25 protein-coding genes and 1 pseudogene are annotated in these 22,440 nt (G+C 43.7%); 6 read left to right on the forward strand and 20 right to left on the reverse strand.

What is annotated here, in order from left to right:
* The first annotated feature begins 244 nt into the window (after positions 1 to 244).
* Positions 245 to 1,210 (forward strand): thermonuclease family protein, encoded by a 966-nt coding sequence (locus GNE05_RS10465; protein ID WP_160182735.1) that lies wholly within the window; start codon positions 245 to 247, stop codon positions 1,208 to 1,210.
* A 135-nt stretch (positions 1,211 to 1,345) separates the two neighbouring features.
* Here the strand turns inward: GNE05_RS10465 and GNE05_RS10470 are convergent, their stop codons facing one another.
* Both GNE05_RS10470 and GNE05_RS10475 read right to left on the reverse strand, forming a co-directional pair.
* The gene (locus tag GNE05_RS10470; protein WP_095353036.1) at positions 1,346 to 1,666 is read right to left on the reverse strand and encodes a hypothetical protein; all 321 of its coding nucleotides are present in this window, start codon (positions 1,664 to 1,666) and stop codon (positions 1,346 to 1,348) included.
* 23 nt (positions 1,667 to 1,689) lie between these two features.
* Positions 1,690 to 2,253, reverse strand: a complete 564-nt coding sequence (locus tag GNE05_RS10475; protein ID WP_043021184.1) for a hypothetical protein — start codon at positions 2,251 to 2,253, stop codon at positions 1,690 to 1,692.
* 803 nt (positions 2,254 to 3,056) lie between these two features.
* Between GNE05_RS10475 and GNE05_RS10480 the strand changes: the two genes are divergently transcribed.
* A complete protein-coding gene (locus GNE05_RS10480; RefSeq protein ID WP_160182736.1) occupies positions 3,057 to 4,724 on the forward strand; it encodes a recombinase family protein in 1,668 nt (555 codons plus the stop codon).
* A pseudogene (locus tag GNE05_RS10485) lies at positions 4,717 to 5,337 on the forward strand (polysaccharide biosynthesis protein); the annotation flags it as partial. The gene GNE05_RS10480 and the pseudogene GNE05_RS10485, both read left to right, overlap by 8 nt.
* A gap of 40 nt (positions 5,338 to 5,377) precedes the next feature.
* Here the strand turns inward: GNE05_RS10485 and msrB are convergent.
* Together msrB and msrA are read right to left on the reverse strand one after the other, a co-directional pair.
* The gene (msrB, locus tag GNE05_RS10490; RefSeq protein WP_007409536.1) at positions 5,378 to 5,812 is read right to left on the reverse strand and encodes a peptide-methionine (R)-S-oxide reductase MsrB; all 435 of its coding nucleotides are present in this window, start codon (positions 5,810 to 5,812) and stop codon (positions 5,378 to 5,380) included.
* A 1-nt stretch (position 5,813) separates the two neighbouring features.
* Positions 5,814 to 6,347: a peptide-methionine (S)-S-oxide reductase MsrA gene (gene msrA / locus GNE05_RS10495; protein ID WP_003153641.1), complete on the reverse strand. Its 534-nt coding sequence runs from the start codon at positions 6,345 to 6,347 to the stop codon at positions 5,814 to 5,816.
* A gap of 128 nt (positions 6,348 to 6,475) precedes the next feature.
* Between msrA and GNE05_RS10500 the strand changes: the two genes are divergently transcribed.
* The gene (locus GNE05_RS10500; RefSeq protein ID WP_025649777.1) at positions 6,476 to 6,901 is read left to right on the forward strand and encodes a MarR family transcriptional regulator; all 426 of its coding nucleotides are present in this window, start codon (positions 6,476 to 6,478) and stop codon (positions 6,899 to 6,901) included.
* 50 nt (positions 6,902 to 6,951) lie between these two features.
* Here GNE05_RS10500 and GNE05_RS10505 read toward each other — a convergent pair whose 3' ends face one another.
* The 5 genes from GNE05_RS10505 to ilvA form a co-directional block, all read right to left on the reverse strand.
* On the reverse strand, positions 6,952 to 7,515 hold the full coding sequence (locus GNE05_RS10505; protein WP_017417998.1) for a YpmS family protein: 564 nt from the start codon (positions 7,513 to 7,515) through the stop codon (positions 6,952 to 6,954).
* A 9-nt stretch (positions 7,516 to 7,524) separates the two neighbouring features.
* Positions 7,525 to 8,280 carry an SGNH/GDSL hydrolase family protein gene (locus tag GNE05_RS10510; protein ID WP_003153635.1) on the reverse strand — a complete coding sequence of 252 codons (756 nt, stop codon included), beginning with the start codon at positions 8,278 to 8,280 and terminating at the stop codon, positions 7,525 to 7,527.
* 77 nt (positions 8,281 to 8,357) lie between these two features.
* Entirely contained in the window at positions 8,358 to 8,939 is a 582-nt protein-coding gene (locus GNE05_RS10515; protein ID WP_029326138.1) for an SCO family protein, read from the reverse strand.
* Positions 8,940 to 9,037: 98 nt separating this feature from the next.
* Positions 9,038 to 9,289, reverse strand: a complete 252-nt coding sequence (locus GNE05_RS10520; RefSeq protein WP_007409532.1) for a DUF2535 family protein — start codon at positions 9,287 to 9,289, stop codon at positions 9,038 to 9,040.
* A gap of 92 nt (positions 9,290 to 9,381) precedes the next feature.
* Positions 9,382 to 10,650, reverse strand: a complete 1,269-nt coding sequence (gene ilvA, locus GNE05_RS10525; RefSeq protein ID WP_007612085.1) for a threonine ammonia-lyase IlvA — start codon at positions 10,648 to 10,650, stop codon at positions 9,382 to 9,384.
* A gap of 184 nt (positions 10,651 to 10,834) precedes the next feature.
* Between ilvA and GNE05_RS10530 the strand changes: the two genes are divergently transcribed.
* Both GNE05_RS10530 and trhA read left to right on the forward strand, forming a co-directional pair.
* Positions 10,835 to 11,827, forward strand: coding sequence for a sigma 54-interacting transcriptional regulator (locus GNE05_RS10530; RefSeq protein WP_022553179.1), 993 nt, complete (start codon positions 10,835 to 10,837; stop codon positions 11,825 to 11,827).
* Between the two features lie 16 nt (positions 11,828 to 11,843).
* Complete coding sequence (gene trhA, locus GNE05_RS10535; protein ID WP_007409529.1) at positions 11,844 to 12,482, forward strand: PAQR family membrane homeostasis protein TrhA; 639 nt, start codon at positions 11,844 to 11,846, stop codon at positions 12,480 to 12,482.
* Between the two features lie 60 nt (positions 12,483 to 12,542).
* Here trhA and GNE05_RS10540 read toward each other — a convergent pair.
* From GNE05_RS10540 to GNE05_RS10590, 11 genes are all read right to left on the reverse strand, one after another.
* Positions 12,543 to 13,693, reverse strand: a protein-coding gene (locus GNE05_RS10540; RefSeq protein ID WP_099721935.1) for an IS3 family transposase whose coding sequence is annotated in 2 segments (ribosomal slippage) — positions 12,543 to 13,420 and positions 13,420 to 13,693 — 1,152 coding nt in all. Because the reading frame shifts where the segments join, the coding sequence is not laid out codon by codon here.
* 119 nt (positions 13,694 to 13,812) lie between these two features.
* Complete coding sequence (locus GNE05_RS10545) at positions 13,813 to 14,436, reverse strand: lysophospholipid acyltransferase family protein (RefSeq protein ID WP_029973667.1); 624 nt, start codon at positions 14,434 to 14,436, stop codon at positions 13,813 to 13,815.
* 21 nt (positions 14,437 to 14,457) lie between these two features.
* A complete protein-coding gene (locus GNE05_RS10550) occupies positions 14,458 to 14,943 on the reverse strand; it encodes a dihydrofolate reductase (RefSeq protein WP_007409527.1) in 486 nt (161 codons plus the stop codon).
* Positions 14,940 to 15,734 carry a thymidylate synthase gene (locus GNE05_RS10555; protein WP_025284896.1) on the reverse strand — a complete coding sequence of 265 codons (795 nt, stop codon included), beginning with the start codon at positions 15,732 to 15,734 and terminating at the stop codon, positions 14,940 to 14,942. The genes GNE05_RS10550 and GNE05_RS10555 overlap by 4 nt, the downstream gene beginning before the upstream one ends.
* Before the next feature lie 99 nt (positions 15,735 to 15,833).
* Positions 15,834 to 16,442, reverse strand: a complete 609-nt coding sequence (locus GNE05_RS10560; protein ID WP_007409526.1) for a YpjP family protein — start codon at positions 16,440 to 16,442, stop codon at positions 15,834 to 15,836.
* A 262-nt stretch (positions 16,443 to 16,704) separates the two neighbouring features.
* Positions 16,705 to 17,475, reverse strand: coding sequence for a class I SAM-dependent methyltransferase (locus tag GNE05_RS10565; protein ID WP_061862302.1), 771 nt, complete (start codon positions 17,473 to 17,475; stop codon positions 16,705 to 16,707).
* A gap of 39 nt (positions 17,476 to 17,514) precedes the next feature.
* Positions 17,515 to 17,949, reverse strand: a complete 435-nt coding sequence (locus tag GNE05_RS10570; RefSeq protein ID WP_003153619.1) for a BrxA/BrxB family bacilliredoxin — start codon at positions 17,947 to 17,949, stop codon at positions 17,515 to 17,517.
* Positions 17,950 to 18,030: 81 nt separating this feature from the next.
* Positions 18,031 to 19,707 (reverse strand): dihydroxy-acid dehydratase, encoded by a 1,677-nt coding sequence (ilvD, locus tag GNE05_RS10575; protein ID WP_007409524.1) that lies wholly within the window; start codon positions 19,705 to 19,707, stop codon positions 18,031 to 18,033.
* Positions 19,708 to 19,959: 252 nt separating this feature from the next.
* Positions 19,960 to 21,093 (reverse strand): conserved virulence factor C family protein, encoded by a 1,134-nt coding sequence (locus GNE05_RS10580; protein WP_160182737.1) that lies wholly within the window; start codon positions 21,091 to 21,093, stop codon positions 19,960 to 19,962.
* A 68-nt stretch (positions 21,094 to 21,161) separates the two neighbouring features.
* Positions 21,162 to 21,770 carry an HD domain-containing protein gene (locus GNE05_RS10585; RefSeq protein ID WP_160182738.1) on the reverse strand — a complete coding sequence of 203 codons (609 nt, stop codon included), beginning with the start codon at positions 21,768 to 21,770 and terminating at the stop codon, positions 21,162 to 21,164.
* Between the two features lie 11 nt (positions 21,771 to 21,781).
* On the reverse strand, positions 21,782 to 22,264 hold the full coding sequence (locus GNE05_RS10590) for a glutathione peroxidase (RefSeq protein ID WP_014418163.1): 483 nt from the start codon (positions 22,262 to 22,264) through the stop codon (positions 21,782 to 21,784).
* Between the last annotated feature and the right edge of the window lie 176 nt (positions 22,265 to 22,440).

A 22,440-nucleotide genomic window follows, 5' to 3' on the forward strand; every position in this document is an offset into this window, starting at 1 on the left:
AAACATAGGGAATGTTCCGTATTTAGAAACAGCTTCCTTTATTCCATTAAGAGTCATTTGAATTAACTTCCCTTCTTCCATATAACTTTCCCTCCTCTAAGGTTTAGACCACTAAATTTTACCACACAACTTTATTTGAGTGTTTTAAAATGACAAAATCGAATTTACAATCTTTGGTTTTATACTTATAATTAGGAAGGTTTGTCCGATATAGAGACAGAACAAACAAATTGGGGGAATTACATTGAAGAAATGGCTGTTAGGTATTGGCGCATTATCCCTAAGCTTTTCTTTGGCTGCGTGTGGATCTGATTCTGCTTCTACAGATAAAACAGATTCAGATCAAGCTAAAACAACAGAGCAAGAAGAAAAGGATGCAAAAGAGACAAAGGCAGATACTCAATCAAATGACAAAAGTTCTAATGACAAAAATGAAAAAGCCGAAAATGCTTCAAAGAAGGATTCGTCGGATAAAAAGGCGTCTGACAAAAAGAAAAAGCTGGTCGATGTAACACTTAACAGAACAGTTGATGGGGATACGATTAAAGTTAACTATAAAGGCGAAGTCAAAACTGTTCGTTATTTACTTGTTGACACGCCTAAAACTAAGAACCCAAACTCTTGCGTACAACCATATGGTGAGGATGCTTCAGCAAGAAACAAACAGCTGGTTAACAAGGGAAAACTTCAACTGGAGTTTGATAAAGGAGATCGTACAGACAAGTATGGCAGAATGCTGGCTTACGTTTATGCAGATGGCAAATCAGTACAAGAAACACTGCTTAAAGAAGGATTAGCACGAGTAGCTTATGTATATGAGCCAAACACGAAGTATTTAGACACGTATAAGAAAGATGAGCAAGCTGCGAAAGATAAAGACTTGAAGATTTGGAGTAAGAATGGATATGCGACTGATAAAGGATTTAATGGCTGCGTAACGAAACCGAAGAAATCAGTAAGTGTATCTAAGCCGGCTCAAAAGTCAGTTGCAACACATCAATCCGAGACACATAAATCGAACTCAAGCGGTTCAGCATCAAGCAGCTCTTCTAACTCTGCTCAAGCCTCCCCTTCTGCTGGAGGAACAGAACACTTTGCAAACTGCACAGAGCTGAGAAAGAAATATCCGCATGGTGTACCAAGCACTCACCCTGCTTATACATCTAAAATGGATCGGGATAATGACAACTTTGCATGTGAGAAGAATTAATTATTTTGAAGTCCTCTGAGGCTTCTTTTTTATTTGGATACATTCAATCTAAACAAAAAAACCACAGAGCGTGTGAGGGACTCTGTGGCCTATAGTGGCTGATTAAACCCCTATGATACATCAATTAGGATTTTATCAAAACTTTTCTTTTAAAGATAACATCATCTCTGTCTCAAATAATACCTGAAGCAGTTCATCTATATTAATTTCGTTCTGCTTGTAATTATTCTTTTCATAAGTACGAATAATTTCTTCATATTCTGATCGATTATCTCCTTTAATGGAGCTAATTCCAAGCTCTTCACCGTATCGGTTAATGAATAGTTGTTTATTCATTTCTTTCGCTTTATCATTTTCATAATTACAAAATGCACCTGACAACTGGACGAGAAAAGTTTCGTCTTCAGAATTTAGGTTATTTTCGTTACACCAGTCTACAAAACGATTTCCAGTCATGTTATCACCTTTAATTTTAGTATTTAAAGAACAAGATAATCTGCAGCAAGGATGATATATTCTACTGCCATGCCAATTGTTTCAGCAACTCCTGCGCCAACTGCACCTTTAATAGCTGGTGGAATTTGTTTTCTTGCCATAGCAGCAACCTCTTTAGGAGCTCCGGTTATATCTTCGAGAACCTTACAAATTTTGTTTGTGTTTTTAATAATCTTGTTTACCGTGGACTTTCCAAACATTGTACCTAAAATGTCTTTTGCCCAAGCATTATTCGCTAGTCCTCTAATAACCTTAATCGCTTCTTTAGCTGCGGCGCTTTTAGCTCCCATAGTACTCATTTGATCTTGTGAGTTACCATTTTCGAGACCTTTTAATTCTTCAGCAGCATTTAAAATGCCTTTTTCTTTAACTGGTGGGACTGAGTATTCTTTAGCTAGTTTTTGAAGCTCGGAAGGATTATAAGTAAATTGCACGTCCTGTTTAGAAACACTTGCTTTTTGCACTTCTGAGGCCGAAGCTCCAACAGTAGGGATGGCTATAACGGCTGCAAGCAACATCAAAAGAATTTTAGCAAATAGACTTTTCAATTTGAACTCTCCTTTATCCCTAATTTTATTGTTCAACACATTGACCACAATACCATAAAATACTAATATTTTTTCCTGTTTTTATAATATTAGTTTAAAAAAGGTAAGGAAGTCCTGCATTTGAAACTGTTCAGAAATCACTACGGTGATCAAATATTCATTCACAATTTAAGATATTTTTACTACATAAAAAAGACTGTTCTCAAAAACAGTCTTAGTTGTTTTTAGAATTAACGTATCCGTTAATTTCTTTAATTCTTATTCTGATTTTTAAACGCCAAGTGCTCAATTCCTTGATCCTTAAAAACTTGACGGATGTAGGGAGGCGAATAATTATATTTCCGGCCAATTTCTTTTAGGCTCTTTTTTTTGTTGAAATGCAGATCGTATAGCAGATCAAAGTCTTTTGCTCTCCTCCTCTTTGACAATTCAAAGTAAGAAAGCTTGTCCACTTTTTTTGCCTTAAATAGATTCAGAATACCCCAGTCTGGGATATTAAGTTCCTTTGATATTTCCCCCACCGTTTTAAGTTCTTTGTTTATGGATAAAACCATTATTTTATTTAGTGTTCAAGTTATAGTTGCTCATAAGCGCCCATATGAGGATTAAATGAACAAAATAAAAACCCTGTTAATTACAGTCGGCGTTTAATTAAAAAATAAATACGATTAGAATAGATCAATATTCAAACAATACAATCCTTACAATATATTACGTTATTTTCGGTATTCAATGTCAGACAGAATATTGTACGAATACTACTGTTTTTACAGTAAATACAATAAAGAGGAGGTGCTGTTTTTTTGGAATTAAAAAACATCGTTCATTCTTACAACATTACAAATATTTTGGGTTATCTTAGACGCTCTCGTCAGGATATGGAGCGAGAAAAAAGAACAGGCGAAGATACGCTAACAGAACAAAAAGAACTCATGAATAAAATACTGAAGTCGATTGAAATCCCCTATGAATTAAAAATGGAAATCGGGTCAGGAGAAAGCATTGAGGGCCGCCCTGTTTTTAAAGAATGTCTTAAAGACCTCGAGGAAGGCAAGTACCAGGCAATTGCTGTTAAAGAAATAACAAGACTCAGCCGCGGGAGCTACAGTGATGCGGGACAAATTGTTAACCTTCTTCAAAGCAAGCGATTGATTATCATTACACCATATAAAGTTTATGACCCTCGAAATCCTGCAGACATGCGTCAGATTCGTTTTGAATTGTTTATGGCCAGAGAAGAATTTGAAATGACCAGAGAGCGTATGACAGGCGCTAAATACACATATGCGGCACAAGGGAAATGGATTTCCGGATTAGCGCCTTATGGATACCGGTTAAACAAAAAAACATCCAAACTAGTCCCAGTCGAAGAAAAAGCAAAAGTCGTTCAATTCATCTTTAACATCTTTTTAAATGGGTTGAATGGAAAAGATTATAGTTATACAGCGATTGCTTCTCACTTAACAAAATTACAAATACCGACTCCATCAGGAAAAAAGCGCTGGAATCAATACACAATTAAAGCAATTCTGCAAAACGAAGCGTATATCGGAACTGTTAAATATAAGGTTAGGGAAAAAACAAAAGACGGTAAACGAACAATTAGACCTGAAAAGGAACAAATTGTAGTATCGGATGCACATGCCCCTATAATAGATCAAGAACAATTTCAACAATCACAAGAGAAAATTGCAAACAAAGTCCCCCTGCTGCCTAATAAAAATGCATTGGAATTAAGTGAATTGGCAGGCGTATGCACTTGTTCTAAGTGCGGTGAACCATTATCTAAATACGAAACTAGACGAACGCGAGAAAACAAAAACGGCACGAAAAGTGTGTATCACGTTAAATCACTCACTTGCAAAAAGAATAAATGCACTTATGTAAGATATAACGATGTTGAAAATGCCATTTTGGATTACCTCTCTTCTTTAAGCAACTTAGATAATAAGACTTTAACAAAACATATCACTTCAATGATTTCTAAATACGAAGACGTAAATAGTAATGTGAAAACAAAAAAGCAAATGTCTGAACATCTTTCACAAAAAGAACAAGAGTTAAAAAACAAAGAGAATTTTATCTTCGAGAAATATGAAAGCGGCATTTACACTGATGAACTTTTTTTGAAAAGAAAAGCTGTTTTAGATGAAGAATTTAAAGAACTCCAGATTGCCAAGCAAGAGCTCAATGGAACCCAAGAAGCGCAATCAGAAATAGACAGTAATACAGTCAGAAACAACATAAATAGGATAATTGATCAATATCACATTGAATCAAGCACAGAGAAAAAGAACGCGCTATTAAGAATGGTCTTCAAAGAAGTTATCGTTACGATGACACAAAAAAGAAAAGGGCCAATTCCGGCTCAGTTTGAAATTACCCCTATCCTGAGGTTTATTTTTTCGTTTTCGACCTCATCGTCACTGATAGTCCCTCAAAATACAGTAAATATCTTAAAAAACCGATAAAGCCGTTTCCCCGGTAAATACAATGGGAGCTACGAAGCTGTTGTCCGAGAAACTGTTTCATCAGGCAAATCATCATGTTCAAAACCGCGGTACGGTGTTTTGTTCGGTCCGCTTCGGCAATGTGCTCGGTTCACGCGGTTCCGTTATTCCTATTTTATTTGAGCAGTTGATGGCAGGCGGCCCGCTCACCATTACGGATAAAAACATGACGAGGTTTTTTATGTCGATTGATGATGCCGCAACGCTCACCCTGCAATCTGCGGCGATCACAAAGGGCGGAGAAACGTTTATTTTTAAAATGGAGTCCCTGAGGCTCGAAGAACTGCTTCACGGGTTTGAAGAATATGCGTTCCGGCACGGACTGCCGCGCCCCGCCGCTGTTGAAGTGGGAAAACGCCCCGGTGAGAAGCTCCATGAAGAACTGACCTCTCCTCATGAGACGGAATCTTTATATGAATGGGGCAATCTTTACGCAATATTGCCGGAACCCGCCAAACATCCGGAATTTCGGAAGGTCAATCTCCCCAGATATCAATCCGATCAGGCGCCGCTCATCACAAAAGACACAATCGTAAAGATTATTGAACGATTACATGAAGAAAAAAAAACATAGAAAAAAGGCCTGTCTGATAGGCAGGCCTCATTGCTGAGCTCTATTTTTCAAATAAATGCAGACAGGCTTCATAGCCCTCTTCCTTCAGCTTGTCTTTCGGAATAAACCGGAGTGCCGCAGAGTTAATGCAATAACGGAGACCGCTTGGCCCCGGACCGTCATTAAATACGTGGCCTAAGTGGGAATCAGCTGTTTTGCTTCTCACTTCCGTCCGGATCATCCCGTGGCTTGTGTCCAGTTTTTCGTCAACCTCTTCTTCTTCAATTGGTTTTGTAAAACTGGGCCAGCCGCAATGAGAATCGAATTTATCCAGAGAAGTAAACAAGGGCTTTCCCGATACGATATCAACATACAGCCCCTCTTCTTTGTGATCCCAGAATTCATTTTGAAACGGCGGCTCCGTTCCGTTATTTTGCGTGACTTCATATTGCATGCGGTTTAATGATTTGATTTTTTCTTCTTTATTAAAAGCCATCTTATCTGTCCCTCCAATGCTCATCCAGAAAGCCTTGACGTCCGGAACCTACACGGTAGCGCCCGTAGTGATCAGGATTTTTCTTATAAAAGTGCTGATGATAGCCTTCCGCTTCATAAAAAGGCTCAGCCTTTAAAATGTCTGTCACGATCGGCTTTTTAAATATGCCGCTTTCTTCAAGCTGTTTTTTTGAGGCTTCAGCGATTTGTTTTTGTTCATCGTTATGGTAATATATCGCCGCCCGATATGAACTTCCGCGGTCTGCAAACTGGCCGCCTGCATCAGTCGGGTCGATCTGCTGCCAAAACAGCTCGACAAGCTTTTCATACGGATAAATGTCAGGTTGGAATGTGATTTGAACGGCTTCTCTGTGTCCGGTCGTTTCACTGCACACTTCTTCGTAAGTCGGATTCTCAGTATGGCCTCCTGTATAGCCGGACACCACCTTTTCAATTCCGGGCTGTTCGTCAAACGGCTTCACCATGCACCAAAAACAGCCGCCTGCAAATGTGGCGATTTCTTTTTTTTCTGACATACGGGTGCCCTCCTTTGTTCATACGTGGTATTATTATATTATAGCATGTATAAACAGAATAAAAATAATTCTGCTTTCAGGGGAAGCTGAACGAATGCCACGCTGACTACATATTGGAGGTTCATGATTTGAAAGTAAGGACACAAATGATGTATGATATGGAAGCTTTGCTTCGAAAAGTGTTTAAACAAATCAGAAATGAAGTTAATGAAATTCTAGATAAAGAGCTGTCCAGGAACGAATTCACCATTTTGCGGATTCTCAGTGAACAAGGGCCTAAAAAAGTAACGGAATTCGCCCCCATTCTTGAGGTCTCCGCAAGCCACATTACCGCAGTGACCGATGCTTTAGTAGAAAAGGAATGGATCACCCGCATCCGTTCTAAAGAGGACAGGCGAATTATCAGAATCCATATTACGGAATCCGGGGAGAAAATTGTCGATCATTTCAACCAGAAAAAAACAGAATACTTTTTTAAACGGTTTGACTGCTACTCTGATGAAGAGCTTGCAACGTTAATCAAACTGTTCAGCAAGCTAGACAAAAAACGCTGACACGAAAAAACACAAATCCATGAAAGGATCTGTGTTTTTTTTATGAAAACTTATTGTTTCGGATGATAATAGGAAAATTCAATTTCATCCGTGTCGAGATTGATTTTATCCGCTTTTACATACATGCCGTTGTCTAAAGGCATTTCCGACAGACGGATCTCGATGCTTTTATCCCCGGAATGAACGTGCACAAATGACGGGAGTTCATAAAAGCTGTCCATATAATTCAGCACAAAGCTGATCGGCAGACTTAATTCGCCTAATGAAAATTTCGTCACTTTCAAAATCACATCTCCGTTCTCCTGTACGGACGGTTCAAAAGTGACGACCGCGTTAATGGAGGTTGAGAATGCTTTGATTTTACCTGCCACGTGCACATCGTTATTGATGTCCACTTTGTAGTCAAGCTGATTCGATGCCTTCTCTTTTAAGTACGCATTCACAAACCTGGCAAGAGATTCTTTCGAGCTCGTGATATGAAAGCCGTACTCACTTTTTGTCTGATCTTGTATTTTCGCCTGCTCTCCCGGCATAACCAATAATGTCACAATTACCGCGGCGGCAATCACATTGAGTGCGAGAAGAACAAAAAACAGCGATTTCCACTTTTTCATCATTTCACCCTATTCTGCTGGTAACCCTTGTTTTTCAATGATGCCGTACAATCGATCGGCGATAAGTGCATACCCTTTTGCGTTCGGATGAAAATCATCATCCTTTGAAATCCGTCTGCTGCCGCTTTTTTGACTGAACAAGTCTTCAACATTCACCGCGGCGGCGTGGGGATCTTTTTCCAGCTCTTTTGCGGCGATCTTGTTCCAATCCGTTACAACCCCATTAATTTCTTTTAATTCAGGCAGCGTAAACGTGAATGGGTTATACATGCTGACATACACCAGCTCTGCGTTTTCATTATATTTGCGGATTTTTGAAACGATCGCCTTGAATCGTTTTTCAAAAGGTTTCTCTTCCTTTTGGAACGGCTGAACCGTCAGCTGCATCATATTCTGGCGGAGCACCTTCATTAAGTCATTGCCGCCGATGGTAAAAAAGATATAGTCGGCGCTCTTTAATGATTTCTGAACTTTTTTATTATCAAGCTTTTCCAGCAGGTCCGACGTTTTGTCCCCCTGCACCGCATAATTTTTAATATCTACCGTTTTCACATGTCCCTTTTTCTTAAGAGACTCCGCTGCCCTGCCGACGTATCCTGAACCGTCAGGATCTCCTACTCCTTCAGTCAATGAATCACCGACCGCAGCTATGACAATATGATCTTTCGTTTTCGGTTCTTCAGCGTCAGAACCGGTGCGCTGGACAGAACATGCTGATAAAAGCAAAGCCAGTCCGGCGATCAATGAGAACATTCGCAGCTTCAATCTGGTTGCTCCTTCCCCGTCTACTAGTGGAAAGTGTAACATGTTTTTTCAGATTTGAAAATGTCTAATCTGCCAGTTTACTTGAGCTCCTCAGCCGCTTTGACATCTGACAGGATATCATCATACGGAACTTTCTGCACACCGTCATAATCTTTAAGCACCTTGCCGTCAGGTCCGACTAAATAAAAAGAAGTTTGATGTATGACCTGATCCTCTCCCTCCGGCTTTTTGACGATTGCTTTAAAGCTGTTCAGCGCAAAATCTTCAATGTCCTTTTGGCTGTAACCGGTCAGAAAATCCCAGTTGCGAAGCGAAAGCGGATATTTGGAAGCAAATGCTTTCAGCTGTTTCGGCTTATCATTTTCAGGATCTACACTGAACGACACAATCCGCACGTCCAGGTTCTCAGCCTTCAGTTTTTTTTGCAGTTCGGTCATGTGGGCCGTCATCGGCGGACAGACCGTATTACAATTTGTAAACATAAAGTCGGCAATCCAGACATGCCCCTTCAGGCTTTTCAGTGACACTGTTTTTCCGTCTTGGTTTTGATATGAAAACGGCTCAATCTGATAGTTCAGCGGGTCTTTTATCGTTTTCCCCCCGCAGGCGCACAAGAGCAGCAAACAAAAGACGGCAGCGAAGATTTTCATTTTTTTCATTTCCATTCCCCCCATGGATAAAACGCTTACAGGATTCATCACAAAAAAATTCCCGCACCCTCCCTTATCAAAAGGAAGGCGCTAAGGAATATGCACCGTTAAGCGTTATGTTTTAAAATCTCTTGGTTGAAAACGGCCTCGTAATCTTTCCACTTCATACGGCGCTTGACATATTGTCGGAATGAATACACTGTTCTCACACTTTGTGAAGCAAAAACTTCTCTCAAATAAAGCTCAAGGTGCTGATGAATTTGAAAAAAATAATGTTCACCTTCCGTGACAACCGGTATTTCTGTCACTTTTACCTGAATCCCGTCCTGTCGTTTGAACTCTAGGCTTTTGAGTAACAAGATATCAATCCTTCTTTTTCGATTGTTTTCTTTTTATTATATACAATCTGAGAAAGCGTGTCTGTCATTTTGCGCGGCCGTTCTAAAAAAAGTCAGATTAACAGGTGGAACAGATCCTGATCTTTATTCACCTCTACGTAATGAAATCCTTTTTGATTCATCCGGGCAATGAGCGCGCCGTAATCTTCCCGATGCTTGAGCTCAATGCCGACCAATGCGGGGCCGCTGCTTTTGTTATTTTTTTTCGTGTATTCAAACCGGGTGATGTCATCATCAGGCCCGAGCACTTCATCAAGGTATTCGCGAAGCGCTCCCGCCCTTTGCGGGAAATTAACGATAAAATAATGCTGCAGCCCCTCATAAATCATCGAGCGCTCCTTCATCTCCTGCATTCTGCCGATGTCGTTATTCCCTCCGCTGACCATGCAGATGACGTTTTTTCCTTTAATCTCTTCCTTGTACAGATCAAGTGCTGATACGGACAATGCACCCGCCGGCTCCGCTACGATGGCGCATTGATTATATAATTCGAGAATCGTGCTGCACACTTTTCCTTCCGGGACAAGCACAACGTCATCGACGACGGTTTCGAGCGTTTGAAAGGTTTCGGCGCCGATTTTTTTTACGGCCGCCCCATCGACAAATTTATCAATTTTCTCAAGTTCAACCACTTGTCCGGCTTTTTTCGATTCAAAATAGGAGGCTGCGCCCTTCGGCTCTACCGCTATGATTTTTGTATCCGGCGAGATGTTTTTCATGTACGTGCCGAGCCCGGACAGGAGTCCTCCTCCCCCTACGCTTGCAAAAAGAAAATGCGGTTCAACGTCAATGTCATTTAAAATTTCGATGGCAGCCGTTCCCTGTCCGGCCATGACATCGGGATCGTCAAACGGATGGATAAACGTGCGGTTTTCTTTTTCACAGCATTCCGCAGAACTCTTATACGCATCATCGAAAGTGTCACCCGTCAATATGATTTCAACAAATTCTTTTCCGAACAGTTCCACTTGGGATACTTTCTGTCTCGGTGTGGTTGACGGCATAAAAATCTTGCCATGAATGCCGAGGTGTTTGCATGAAAACGCAACCCCCTGCGCATGGTTTCCCGCACTTGCGCATACAATTCCGTTTTCAGTCTGCTCTTTTGAGAGCTGCCTCATTTTATTATAAGCCCCTCTGAGCTTAAATGATCTGACCACCTGCAGGTCTTCTCTTTTCAAATAGATATTGCAGCCATACCTCTCAGAAAGTCTGTCATTCCTCTGCAAAGGCGTATGTATCACAACGTCCTTTACGTTTTGGTGCGCTTTTAAAATGTCTTTTACCTGGATGAGAGAGTCTTCTTTAAGCAACGGTTTCATTTACAGAGTCCTTTCTTATTTAAATCCCTATTTAATATGCCATTATAACATGAATATTCAAATAATAAGATAATTATTTTAATTTCGTAAATAAAAATAAATAAACCGATACAAGAGAAAAAGATATTTTCGATCGCAAAAACGTGTTATACTTAAACCAATTAGAACCAAAAGGAGCCAATTCATGAGTGTAATTGAACAAACTGATTCTTTTTATCAACTAGCCGGCGAACATCACACCTTTTCACAAGCGAAACGATTGGCCTCGCAATTTGCCTTATCTGATTTGCCGGTCTTCATAACAGGTGAAGTCGGAACCGGAAAAAAACAAATGGCCAGAGCGATCCACCATAAATCCCGCAGAAACAGCGAACTATTTATTACCGTTCACTGCAGCCAAAGCGAAGAGCGGCTCGAGTATGAACTGTTCGGCGCTGAAGGCGCATTAAACAGGGCCCGCCGCGGAACATTATTCTTATATGAAATCGGAGACATGCCGCTCTCGGTACAGGCCCGCCTTCTTTCCGAGCTGGACGCCGGGCTTTCCGCCCGCATCATTGCAAGCAGCACGGCGGATCTTGGCGATACCGGCGCGGAAAATACGTTCAGCCAAGATTTATTTTACAGGCTTCACGTGTTATGCCTTCCGCTCCCTGCTTTATCTGAACGAAAAAGCGATATACCGCTTCTTCTGCAGCATATGCTGACAGCCACGGGGCAGCATGTTCATATCGATCCGTCCGTTTATCCGCTGTTTGAGCGGCACACCTTTAACGGCAACATCAGAGAACTTCAAAATGCGGCGTACTATATGGCCGCGGCAGCATCCGGCAGCACGATTTATCCCGATGATGTCCCGCCGTATATCAAAAACAGCCAGAAAGCGAAAACAGCTAAGAAAAAAGAAAAACGGCTGACATTGATGGAGAAAGAAGAGTTTTTGTTTATTTTGGAATCAATTAAAGACTTAAATACAAAGGGCGAACCCGCCAGCAGACGGAGCATATCCGAATTAAGCGAAAACAGCACAATGACATTATCGCCCCAGCAGGTCAGAAACAGGCTTGATTACTTAGAAAAGATGAACTATGTGACAAAAGGCCGAGGACGCGCAGGAACAAAAATTACATTAGAAGGGTTGAGCTTTTTGCAGTCACTGCAAAAACAAATCCTTTAAAAAGGAGGACATTTGATTGTTCACAATAAAAGAAGAAATCGCAAATGCCGTCACACACGGAATCGGTGTATTGCTGTCGATTCCGGCGCTTATTTTTCTCATTATCTTCGCGGTGAAATACGGCTCGCCGACAGACATCGTCAGCTTTTCAATCTTCGGCGCTTCAATGCTGCTGCTGTATCTCAGCTCGACTCTTTTGCACAGCATTCAGCATAAAAAAACGAAAGACATTCTTGAGATTGTGGATCATTCCGCGATATACGTATTAATAGCCGGAACATATACGCCATTTTTATTAGGACCCCTTAAAGGGGCGCTCGGTCTGACCCTTTTAATTATTGTTTGGTCGCTTGCCATCGGAGGCATCGTGTTTAAAATCTTTTTCGTGAAGCGGTTTATCATTTTTTCAACGCTTGTCTATTTAATGATGGGCTGGCTGATCATCGTCGCCATTAAACCGCTGTACGCTTCGCTGTCAGGCCCCGGTTTCGGCCTTCTTCTTTTCGGCGGCTTATTGTATTCAGCCGGCACAATATTTTATATTTGGAGAAAGGTTCCGTATCATCACGCCATTTGGCACAGTTTTGTTTTAGGCGGCAGCGCCTCGATGTTTTTCTGTATTTTATTTTATTGCGTCAAAGTTCCCTTTATCTGAAATAAAAAAGCACAGCCTCTGGGACTGACCCCTGTTTTTGAGACAGGGATCAAAACACCTTCATACAGCCAATTGCCGATATTGTATCGGCGATTGGCTGTTTAGTTTCGTTTGAATACGAATATTGTTATAATAATGAATGTATTCTATGGCAGTGCGTTCTACGATGGTCGTCGTAGTTCGATCAATGCTGTTAAGATAGAACGTTTCAGACTTTAGTGAGGAATGAAACGATTCGATGGAGGCATTATCAGCGGGCGTCCCTTTGCGGGACATGCTCATGGTAATGCCTTTTGTTTTAACAGCTTTCTGATACTCATAAGATGTATAAACAGAACCTTGGTCACTATGTAACACGCAGTTCTCTGGCAGTGCGGGCAGCTGATCAAGTGTGTGTAAGACAAAGTCTGTGTCCTGTCTATCGCCAATTGTAAAAGCAATCACTTCTCCATTGTATAAATCCAATATACTGGAAAGATACAATTGTTTCTGCCCATAAGGCAAATATGTGATATCCGTTACTAGCTTTTCCAGAGGGCGTTCAGACTGAAAGTTTCGATCCAATATATTCTCGGCCACGGCATATGGCTGCCCATCTTTCTTGCGCTTTTTCACCTTAACCCGGCATTGCCACTGATTCTTCTGCATAATGCGCTGAACCGTTTTATGATTCACACGCATTCCCTTTTTTAATATGGCTGTGATTTTCCGATAGCCATATCGAAACTTGTGTTCTCGGCACAACGTGCCGATTTGTTTTTCTAAATGGTATTTAGGGTTATCTTTCATCAGATTCTTCTTCCAACGATAATAAGATGCTCGTGAGATACCTAAATGAATACAGATATCCTGTATGGTCATTGTGCCGCGCAATGCTTCTACAAGCTCGACTGGCGTTTCGCTATCAGCTTCCTTTCCAATTCGTTGCACTTTTTTAAAACTTCATTCTGTTGTCTCAGATAACGATTTTCTGCCTGCAGTTTCTCTAATTCGGAAGAATACTCCGGGCCTTTTCCGTAAGTGTATTGCTTTCCGACAGGCTGTTCGAATCGATGTGTATCCCCAGTCTTATGCCATCTAACCCATGTCTGAACCTGTGTCTTATTCTTAATATTCAATTCCTGCATGATCTCTTTCATAGGCACGCCTGCCAATCTCATTTCTACAGCCTTCTGTTTCACTTCAACCGGATAACTCACTCTTGTCCCCATAGAAAAAACACCTCCAAGTCTAATTTCGGCTAACAATCATCCGTTTTCAAACTTGAAGGTGTTTTTTGTTTGTCTCATCTTATGGGGTCAGTCCCTCTCGTATAGAGACTGTGCTTTTTTTATGCACGGAGCCGTTTCTGACCGGCCGGATAATAAGCAGGCTTTATATGTAATTCAATGTCAGCCGGTTTCAGCCGTTTCAGTAATCTGCCCTGCAGCAAGCGGTCTGTTCCCGAAGTGCTGACAGGCACAATCGGGAGATCGAAACGAAGGGCCAGTTCCTCCGGATTGATTTTGCCGTCTTCGGACAGAATCAGACTTTGCCCTTTTTGCAGACGGACTTCCGCCTCCTGAAACACGGCATCCTGGCTGTCTCCGTCACAAATGACACCCATCAGCCGCAGCCAATTTCCGAGAAACGGCATCCGGAAAGCTTTCTCGCCAGCGATAAAACCAGCCGGCTCTTCAAGATGTCCCGCAAGCAGAAGAAGATCAGCCGGGCGCAATCTGGGATGCACATACAATACGGGGCCGTCCGGTATCGGCTGATCATGATGAATGCCGATTGCCGATCCCGACACGTCAATGCAGCCTCTCATAAAGGCTTTCGGCCGCTCATACACCAGCCTCATCTGTTTTTGAAAAGAAAGCCGCGGGTCAAGCTCTTTTTGATTGATATATTCCTGAATATTTTTCATGAACATAAATACAACGTACATCACAAGGCAGCCGTAACGAATCAATTCTTGTCCCCCTGCTTAAACTCAATTCTTTTTCTCGTATACAAGGTACTCATAATCGTAAGGGTTTTTTTCATCTTTTACTCCCTGTTTGCGGGATGTCAATTCCCATTCAGCTTCATTAAATTCCGGAAAAAAACGGTCTCCTTCAAAGACATGGTGAATTTTTGTCATGTAGAGTCTGTCCGCATAAGGAAAGAGCGCACTGTACAGCTGGGCGCCGCCGATCACAAAGCATTCTTCATCGGCCGGGATCAGCTTGAGCACTTCCTCAGCCGAGTCGGCGGTAATACAGCCCGGGAATAAAGATTCATCCCGTGAGGTTACAACGATGTTACGCCGGTTCGGAAGCGGGCGTCCGATTGATTCAAACGTTTTCCGCCCCATTACAATGGTGTGACCCGTCGTCACTTTTTTGAAATATGCGAGATCATCAGGAAGGTGCCAAGGCAGATCGTTATCTTTTCCGATCAGCCGGTTTTCATCCATCGCAAAAATAAACGAAATCATACGCTGACAGCTCCTTTGATGTGCGGATGCGGGTCATAATCCTCAATGATAAAGTCTTCAAACGTAAAATCAAAAATAGAATCAACATTTCGCGCAAACCGCAGTTTCGGCAGCGGACGGACATCCCTTGTCAGCTGCAAATTCACCTGCTCCACATGGTTTTGGTAAATGTGGACGTCTCCGAATGTATGAACAAACTCACCCGGTTCAAGCCCCGTCACATGCGCGATCATCAATGTTAAAAGCGCATAAGACGCAATATTAAACGGCACGCCGAGAAAGACATCCGCTGAGCGCTGATAAAGCTGACAAGACAGTTTTCCGTCCGCGACATAAAACTGAAACAGGCAGTGGCAAGGCGGAAGCGCCATATGATCAATTTCGCCGACATTCCAGGCGCTGACGATTAAACGTCTGGAATTCGGGTTTGTCTTGATGTCGTGAATCAGCCGGGAGATTTGATCAATGGTCTCGCCGTCCGCTCCGCGCCATGAACGCCATTGAGAGCCGTAAACCGGTCCGAGTTCTCCGTTTTCATCCGCCCATTCGTTCCAGATGCGGACTCCGTTTTCCTGAAGGTAGCGGACATTCGTATCTCCTTTTAAAAACCAAAGCAGCTCATGCGCGATGGATTTAAAATGGAGCTTTTTCGTCGTAAGCATCGGGAAACCTTCCTGAAGGTTAAACCGCATTTGGTAGCCGAACGTGCTGATCGTACCCGTTCCCGTACGGTCTCCTTTTTTTTCTCCGTTTTCTAACACATGACGGCATAAATCTTTATATTGTTTCATTTTTTTCATCCTTTTAAAGTAGTCTTTTAGTAGTGTAACACAATAAAAAATCATTTCTGCAAAATTTCTCAGAAATGATTTTTTTATTTCTTCTCGCTATTACACGCTCATCCAGTCAGGCGGCGTATTGCGGTCCCAGTAAATGCTGCCGAGCTCATGATGTGATTGAAATCCGTCTTCAGCGGTATGGTAATGAAAATTAAACCAGTAGCCGTCTTGCGGAGGATGGTCCCGGCGGACGTGGAACCTTAAAAGATCTTCACCCGTCAGCCTGTTATACACATGAAAAATTTTTTCGGTTTTTCCGGCCGACGGTTTACTGGAAATAACCACATCCTGATACGCTTCATCATCTTGAAACTTGGCTAAATGTCCTGTGATCACATCTTCGATTTTCGGCAGAATTTCACTTCTGTAATCATCTTCAATGACCGGAGAGATTTTGCTGCCGAATTTTAAAAATGATTGATTTTCAGCATCACCGAGAAGCTGCTGCTGATACGATTGAAACAGTAATTCAGGCTCCCGCCCTGCCTTCTCTTCTCCCGGCAGGGCATGTTCATCATAAAAAGCGGTGTAATCATTCTGCTCAAGACTGCTCGACTGTCCTGAAGGCTTGTCTGTCATCAAAGCAGCCGGAGGAGACACGAGTCCGAACGTTACAATGGTAAACAGAACCACAAGGGTCTTTTTCATCCACAATTTCATGACAGATTGTTCCCCTCTGTTTTATTGTCCTCTTTTCCTTTATTTTAGCATAGATGAAAGCGCGGCGTCATGTCCGGCAACGTATTATCATGCAATATGGGAAATTGGTAACTGTGACCGAGCGGATAAACCGCTTACAATAAGAAGGAGAAAAAGGAGGGGATGAGATGATTAACGCTTTATTTGCGACTGTATCACTTCTCACGCTGCTTTATTTTGTCGTTATGGAAATCACTGATTAACGAAAAAGAAGCCCATGATATCATGAGCTTACATGGATGACACCGAAGTGGAAAAGCGCCGTCTTTCTTTTCAGCACCTTGAAGCCGTATCGTTCAAACCGCGGGCTTTTCCAATGGTCTTTAAGCACTACGCATTTTTTCGCCGCCCGGACGGCTTGCGTGATGCACTCTTCGTTAAAACCCTCTTCTGCCAGCGCGCGGAGCGGTGCAATGCCGTCTGACGTTTCAACAGGTTCGTGAAACATCGGGTCAAAATAAATGACATCTACCGATGAATCAGGAAACTCCCGCAAATAATCGGCGCAGTCGGCATGTTTGACCTGAATGCGTTTCATGGCGGTTTGGAGCTGCTCCATTCCGGTTTCCCACGTTTGAAGTCCTGTTTCTACAAGCAATGAGACAAGCTTGTTTTTCTCCAGGCCGATAACTTGTCCGCTTTTTCCGACTGCCAGGCTTGCCAAAATCGCATCAGATGCCAGGCCGAGCGTACAATCTAAAAAGGAATCCCCCTCGCGTAATCCGGCTGCTTTTAACAACGGCTCGGCTTCCCCTCTCAAAAACCGCTTTGCACGGAACATCGCTGTATTCGGGTGAAAAAAGAACTTCTCCCCTTGCTTCGTGTAAAGTTCGAACCGTTCCTTTCCGATGACTAAAAGATCGCCAGCCGCTCGTTCCAGCATTTTTTCAATGGGCTGTTTATTGCGGCTGCAGTAAGTGTCACCCAGCCTGACACTGAGTGACTGCGCTGTGTGTATCGTATATTCGCTTGGTCTGTAACTCGTTGTGATCATTTTTTTCTCCAAAAAGAAAATGCCCGGAAATCGGGCATTTCAGCAGTGCGCATCGAAGGCATCCGTCAGATTTTTCATAATTTCCTCCATGTCATGCCCTTCAATTTCGTGGCGGGGAATAAAATGAACGACCTCTTTCCCTTTTAACAGCGCCATTGAAGGCGAGGAAGGTTCCTGTCCCGTAAAATATTCACGCATTTTTGCAGTTGCGTCTTTATCTTGACCGGCAAATACGGTAACCGTATGATCAGGCGCTTTTTCATGCTGTAAAACAGCCTGAGTCGCAGCCGGACGGGCAAGACCGGCTGCACAGCCGCACACGGAGTTGACAACGACCAATGTCGTGCCCTCTGCCTGTTCCATAAAACTTTCTACTTCTTCAGCAGTCGTTAATTCCTGAAAACCCGCACCCGTCAGCTCACGGCGCATCGGCACGACCAGCTGGCGCATATATTCTTCATAAGCCATTGACATAAAAAAGCCCCCTCTAAAATCCTTATATGAAGTCAAGGATACTATAGAGGGGGCCGGAATTCAATTGTTCAGGCCTCTGTTTTATATTTTCATGATTCCGCCTGTATTGGCGCTTGTTACGAGTTTGGAATACCGGGCCAGATATCCTGTTTTTACTTTCGGCTCGAAGCCTTTCCATTCGGCCTTGCGTTTTTCCCATTCTTCTTCAGGCACTTGTACGTCCAAAATCCGTTTTTCTATGTCAACGATGACATGGTCGCCGTTTTCTACGAATGCGAGCGGGCCGCCTTCAGCCGCTTCAGGCGATACGTGCCCGATTGAAAGGCCCCGGGACGCTCCTGAAAAACGGCCGTCTGTAATAAGCGCCACTTTCGGGCCAAGCCCCATTCCGACAATCTGAGACGTCGGAGCAAGCATCTCCGGCATGCCCGGGCCGCCCTTTGGCCCTTCATAACGGATAATGACAACATCTCCTTCTTTTACTTTGCGGTTTATAATGCCTTCAAGCGCGGCATCCTGGGAATCAAAGACGACAGCGGGACCTTCATGTCTTGTAATCCCGTCCTGTACGCCGCCTGTTTTGATAATGGCGCCGTCCGGAGCCAGATTCCCAAACAGGACGGCCAAACCGCCTTTTTCGGTAAACGGATTGTCAAGCGGATGAATCACGTCATAATCCTTTACTTCATGACCCGCAATTGTTTCTCCGAGTGTGCGGCCTGTTACAGTCAGCGCGTCAAGATGAAGCGCCCCTTCTTTTTTCGCCAATTCATTAAGGGCCGCCGAGACTCCGCCCGCTTCGTGCAGATCTTCAATGAAGACGTCCGAGGCCGGCGCCAATTTCGATAAGTGAGGCACTCGTTCAGCCACTTCGTTAATGCGTTCTAAAGAGTACTCAACCCCAGCTTCATTGGCAAGCGCAAGCGTATGAAGCACCGTGTTGGTTGAGCCGCCGAGAGCCATGTCTAACGCAAACGCGTTGTCAATCGCTTTTTCGGTGACGATATCGCGCGGCTTAATGTCTTTTTTGATGGTCTCCATCAATTGGGCCGCTGATTTTCTCACAAACTCTCTTCTCTCCGGTGAAGTTGCTAGAATTGTTCCGTTGCCCGGAAGCGCCAGACCGAGCGCTTCAGACAGACAGTTCATGGAGTTTGCCGTAAACATGCCCGAACAAGATCCGCATGTCGGGCAGCCGAACTGTTCCAGCTCCTGCAGGTCGCTTTCACCGATTTTCCCGGCTTGATATGCGCCGACGCCTTCAAATACTGAAGAAAGCGAAATTTTGCGGCCGTCGCTTGTACGGCCGGCTGCCATCGGCCCCCCGCTGACAAAAATGGTCGGAATATTAATCCGCATAGCCGCCATCAGCATTCCCGGCGTAATTTTGTCGCAGTTCGGAATGCAGACCATTCCGTCAAACCAGTGCGCCGAGACGACCGTTTCAACTGAATCGGCAATGATTTCGCGGCTCGGCAGCGAATATCTCATGCCGATATGCCCCATCGCGATTCCGTCATCTACTCCGATCGTGTTAAATTCAAAAGGCACACCGCCCGCTTCCCTGATTGCTTCTTTTACGATTTTTCCAAATTCCTGCAGGTGAACATGCCCGGGAACGATATCGATGTATGAATTGCAGACCGCGATAAACGGCTTGCCGAAGTCTTCTTCTTTTACGCCGGCAGCGCGAAGAAGGCTTCGGTGCGGCGCTCTGTCAATTCCCTGTGTGATCATGTTGCTGCGTAATTCTGCCATGGTGATCCCCCTACTGTTTTTAGACTGTGCATTATTTTTAAAATTTTCAGTTTATTCTAGGGCGCGTTCTGCAAATTTTACAGTATCTTTGCCCTGGCTCGCTTTTCTATTCTTTCTGTATTTCGATAAAAACCCTCCAACAATTAATATTGTACTTACTATATAGAGTTTTGAATCATTTTTCAACAATATTCTAAATAATTTTTATAAAAAGTGAATTCAAATAAAAAAGGTGCATGGCGCACCTTTTTGTTATAACTGTTCTTTTTTTCTGCTTTCAGTCATCTGTTTCCAGACTGAACCTTTCGCCTCTTCTCCGTGCTCAATCCGTTCAATCGCCATTTTGACTTGCAGGCTGACTTCGAATTCCGGATCGTCTTCCGCCGCTTTTAATGCTTCCAGCGCGCTTTCATCGCCGACTTCATATAAAAACATGGCCGCGCGCCAGCGCACAAGCTTGCTTGAGTCACTGAGCGATTTCATCATGGCCGGGATGGCGCTCGCATCGCCGAGATCCGACAGACAGTCACCCGCCGTCCTTCTGACCGTCACCGTTTTGTCTTCAAGCGCTTTGTATAACAGCGGAAGCACAGACGGCTTTTCGATCATTCCCAAATAAACGACGGCTTGTCTTCTGATCGAAGTCTTCGGATCATGCAGCGCCTTTTCCAATACTGGTAAATCGTCTTCACCCGGATCCATTTGCTCAAGATGGGCATAGCGCTGTTTCCAGTCTTCATCATCAATCATCTCCAGTGTCACTTTATAAGCTTTCCGCTGCACTGCCGGTTTGGCCTCACCCTTTTGCTGTGCGGCTGCTTCTGTCAAACGTTTGAGCCGTTCATCACTGTAGGCGGCCTGAAGCTCTTCTGTGACATCGTGTCCGATTTCGGTAAAATCCCCGAAGCGCACGCCTTGTTCTTTCCAAGCCCGCTCAAATACGACATTTGAAGCTTCGGAACGCAGCTTTAAAATGGCTTCTTGGAAACGTTCCGGAAGGCCGAAGCGCTCTTCACGTTCGCCGTCCGTCAATTTGACCTGCATCGGGATTCCGCTGAACATTTGTACGAAAACCTTCACTTCACCGAACGATTCCTGTTCAGAACGGCTCTCAGACTGCTCCGTATGTTCCATTCCGAAAGCGGAACGGACCTGAGGCAGAATTTCCTTCCAGTCAAAACGGGCGTTTCTCTCCACAGCCAGGAAATCGGCAACGTGATAAACGCCCTTTACTCCTTCAATGTTTAAAATATCACGTACGACAGCCGGAGCATCATCTGCCTGATCGGGTTTGTAATTGTTGCTTTTCCCTGCCGGAAGCTCTTCAGTCAAAATCACTTTCATCGTGTTCGGACTCGGCGTCGGTTCTATTGATTTAATCTTCATATTGGTCCTCCTATGCGCAATCTGACACTTATTCTAACATAGTCGGCACAAGCGTTCTATTGCGCCGCTTAGCTTTTGCAAATGCCGGCCTCTTTTTGGATACGGGCGGCGAACTGCAAAAGAAATTGATGCCGCTCCTCTGCTAAACCGGCCCCCGCTTTTGTATTCATTAAGCCTTTAAGCTTGATTAATTTATCCTCTATATGGGCCAGCACACTTGTTTGAGTTCCGTACATCGGATGACCCTTCGCCCCGGCAAACATAAAAGCCCTGCCGATGCCCGCTGCGCCGATCGCATCAAGCATGTCTGCATCCTGAACAACTTTCCCCTCCAATGAAAGCGGCCGCTTTTTCAGCAGTTCCCTGTGTCTGAATGACATTCTCGTGATAATATCCGTGATCTCCTGAATGGGGCCATCCGCGATGTTGAAAGCAGCCAGCCGTTCTGTCACTTCGCCTGCCGTCAGCCTTTCGCTTTTTTCGAGCTTGGCGTCAATCAGATCATGAACCAGCGCGGCCGTCTCAGTGATAAATAAGTCGGCGCCTTCTTCTTTTGCCATATAAACAGAAAGTGTTGCGACCCGGGAAATATGAAGCCAGTCATGGCCCGTTCGTTCATTGATAAGCTTTTCTCTGACCCAATTCCTGACGCTTTCCAGCTGCTCTTTTTCGTTCACCGTATCACCTCTTATCGGGCCAAAAGCTTCTGCACCGTATCTTCAAGCTCTTTTGGGTTGACGTTCGGTGAAAAACGCCCGGTGACTTCACCGTTTCGGTCCACGATAAACTTAGTGAAATTCCATTTGACCGCTTTTGTGCCGAGCATCCCCTTTGCCTGTTCCGTCAGATATGTGAAGAGAGGATGAGCGTCTGCTCCATTGACATCAACTTTCGCAAACATCGGGAATGTGACCCCGTAGTTTTTCACACAGAACTCTTGAATTTCCGCTTCGTTTCCAGGTTCTTGGTTCATGAATTGGTTGCAGGGAAATCCTAATATTTCAAGACCTTCCTCCCGATATGTATCATAGAGCTCCTGAAGCTGCTTGAGCTGGGATGTGAACCCGCATTTGCTTGCTGTATTCACAATGATCATCACCTTGCCTCTGTAAGCCGATAGCGTCATGTCTTCGCCTGTTATGGTCCGTACGTTTATATCGTAAATTGTCATCTGCGGCCCTCCTTTTTACATTCTTCATTTATTTTACCTGTTTTACACTGCAAAACAAACGGTAACCGCTTTTTCCTTCCACTTAACGGAAAACGTTTTTTTCGAGGAACCAAACGGCTCTTTACCCGTCATAATAAAGAGCCGCTCCGAATTTATGCCCATTTGCCGCTTTTATC

Source organism: Bacillus sp. AM1(2019) (assembly GCF_009906915.1).
In the GTDB taxonomy this organism is placed as follows: domain Bacteria; phylum Bacillota; class Bacilli; order Bacillales; family Bacillaceae; genus Bacillus; species Bacillus velezensis.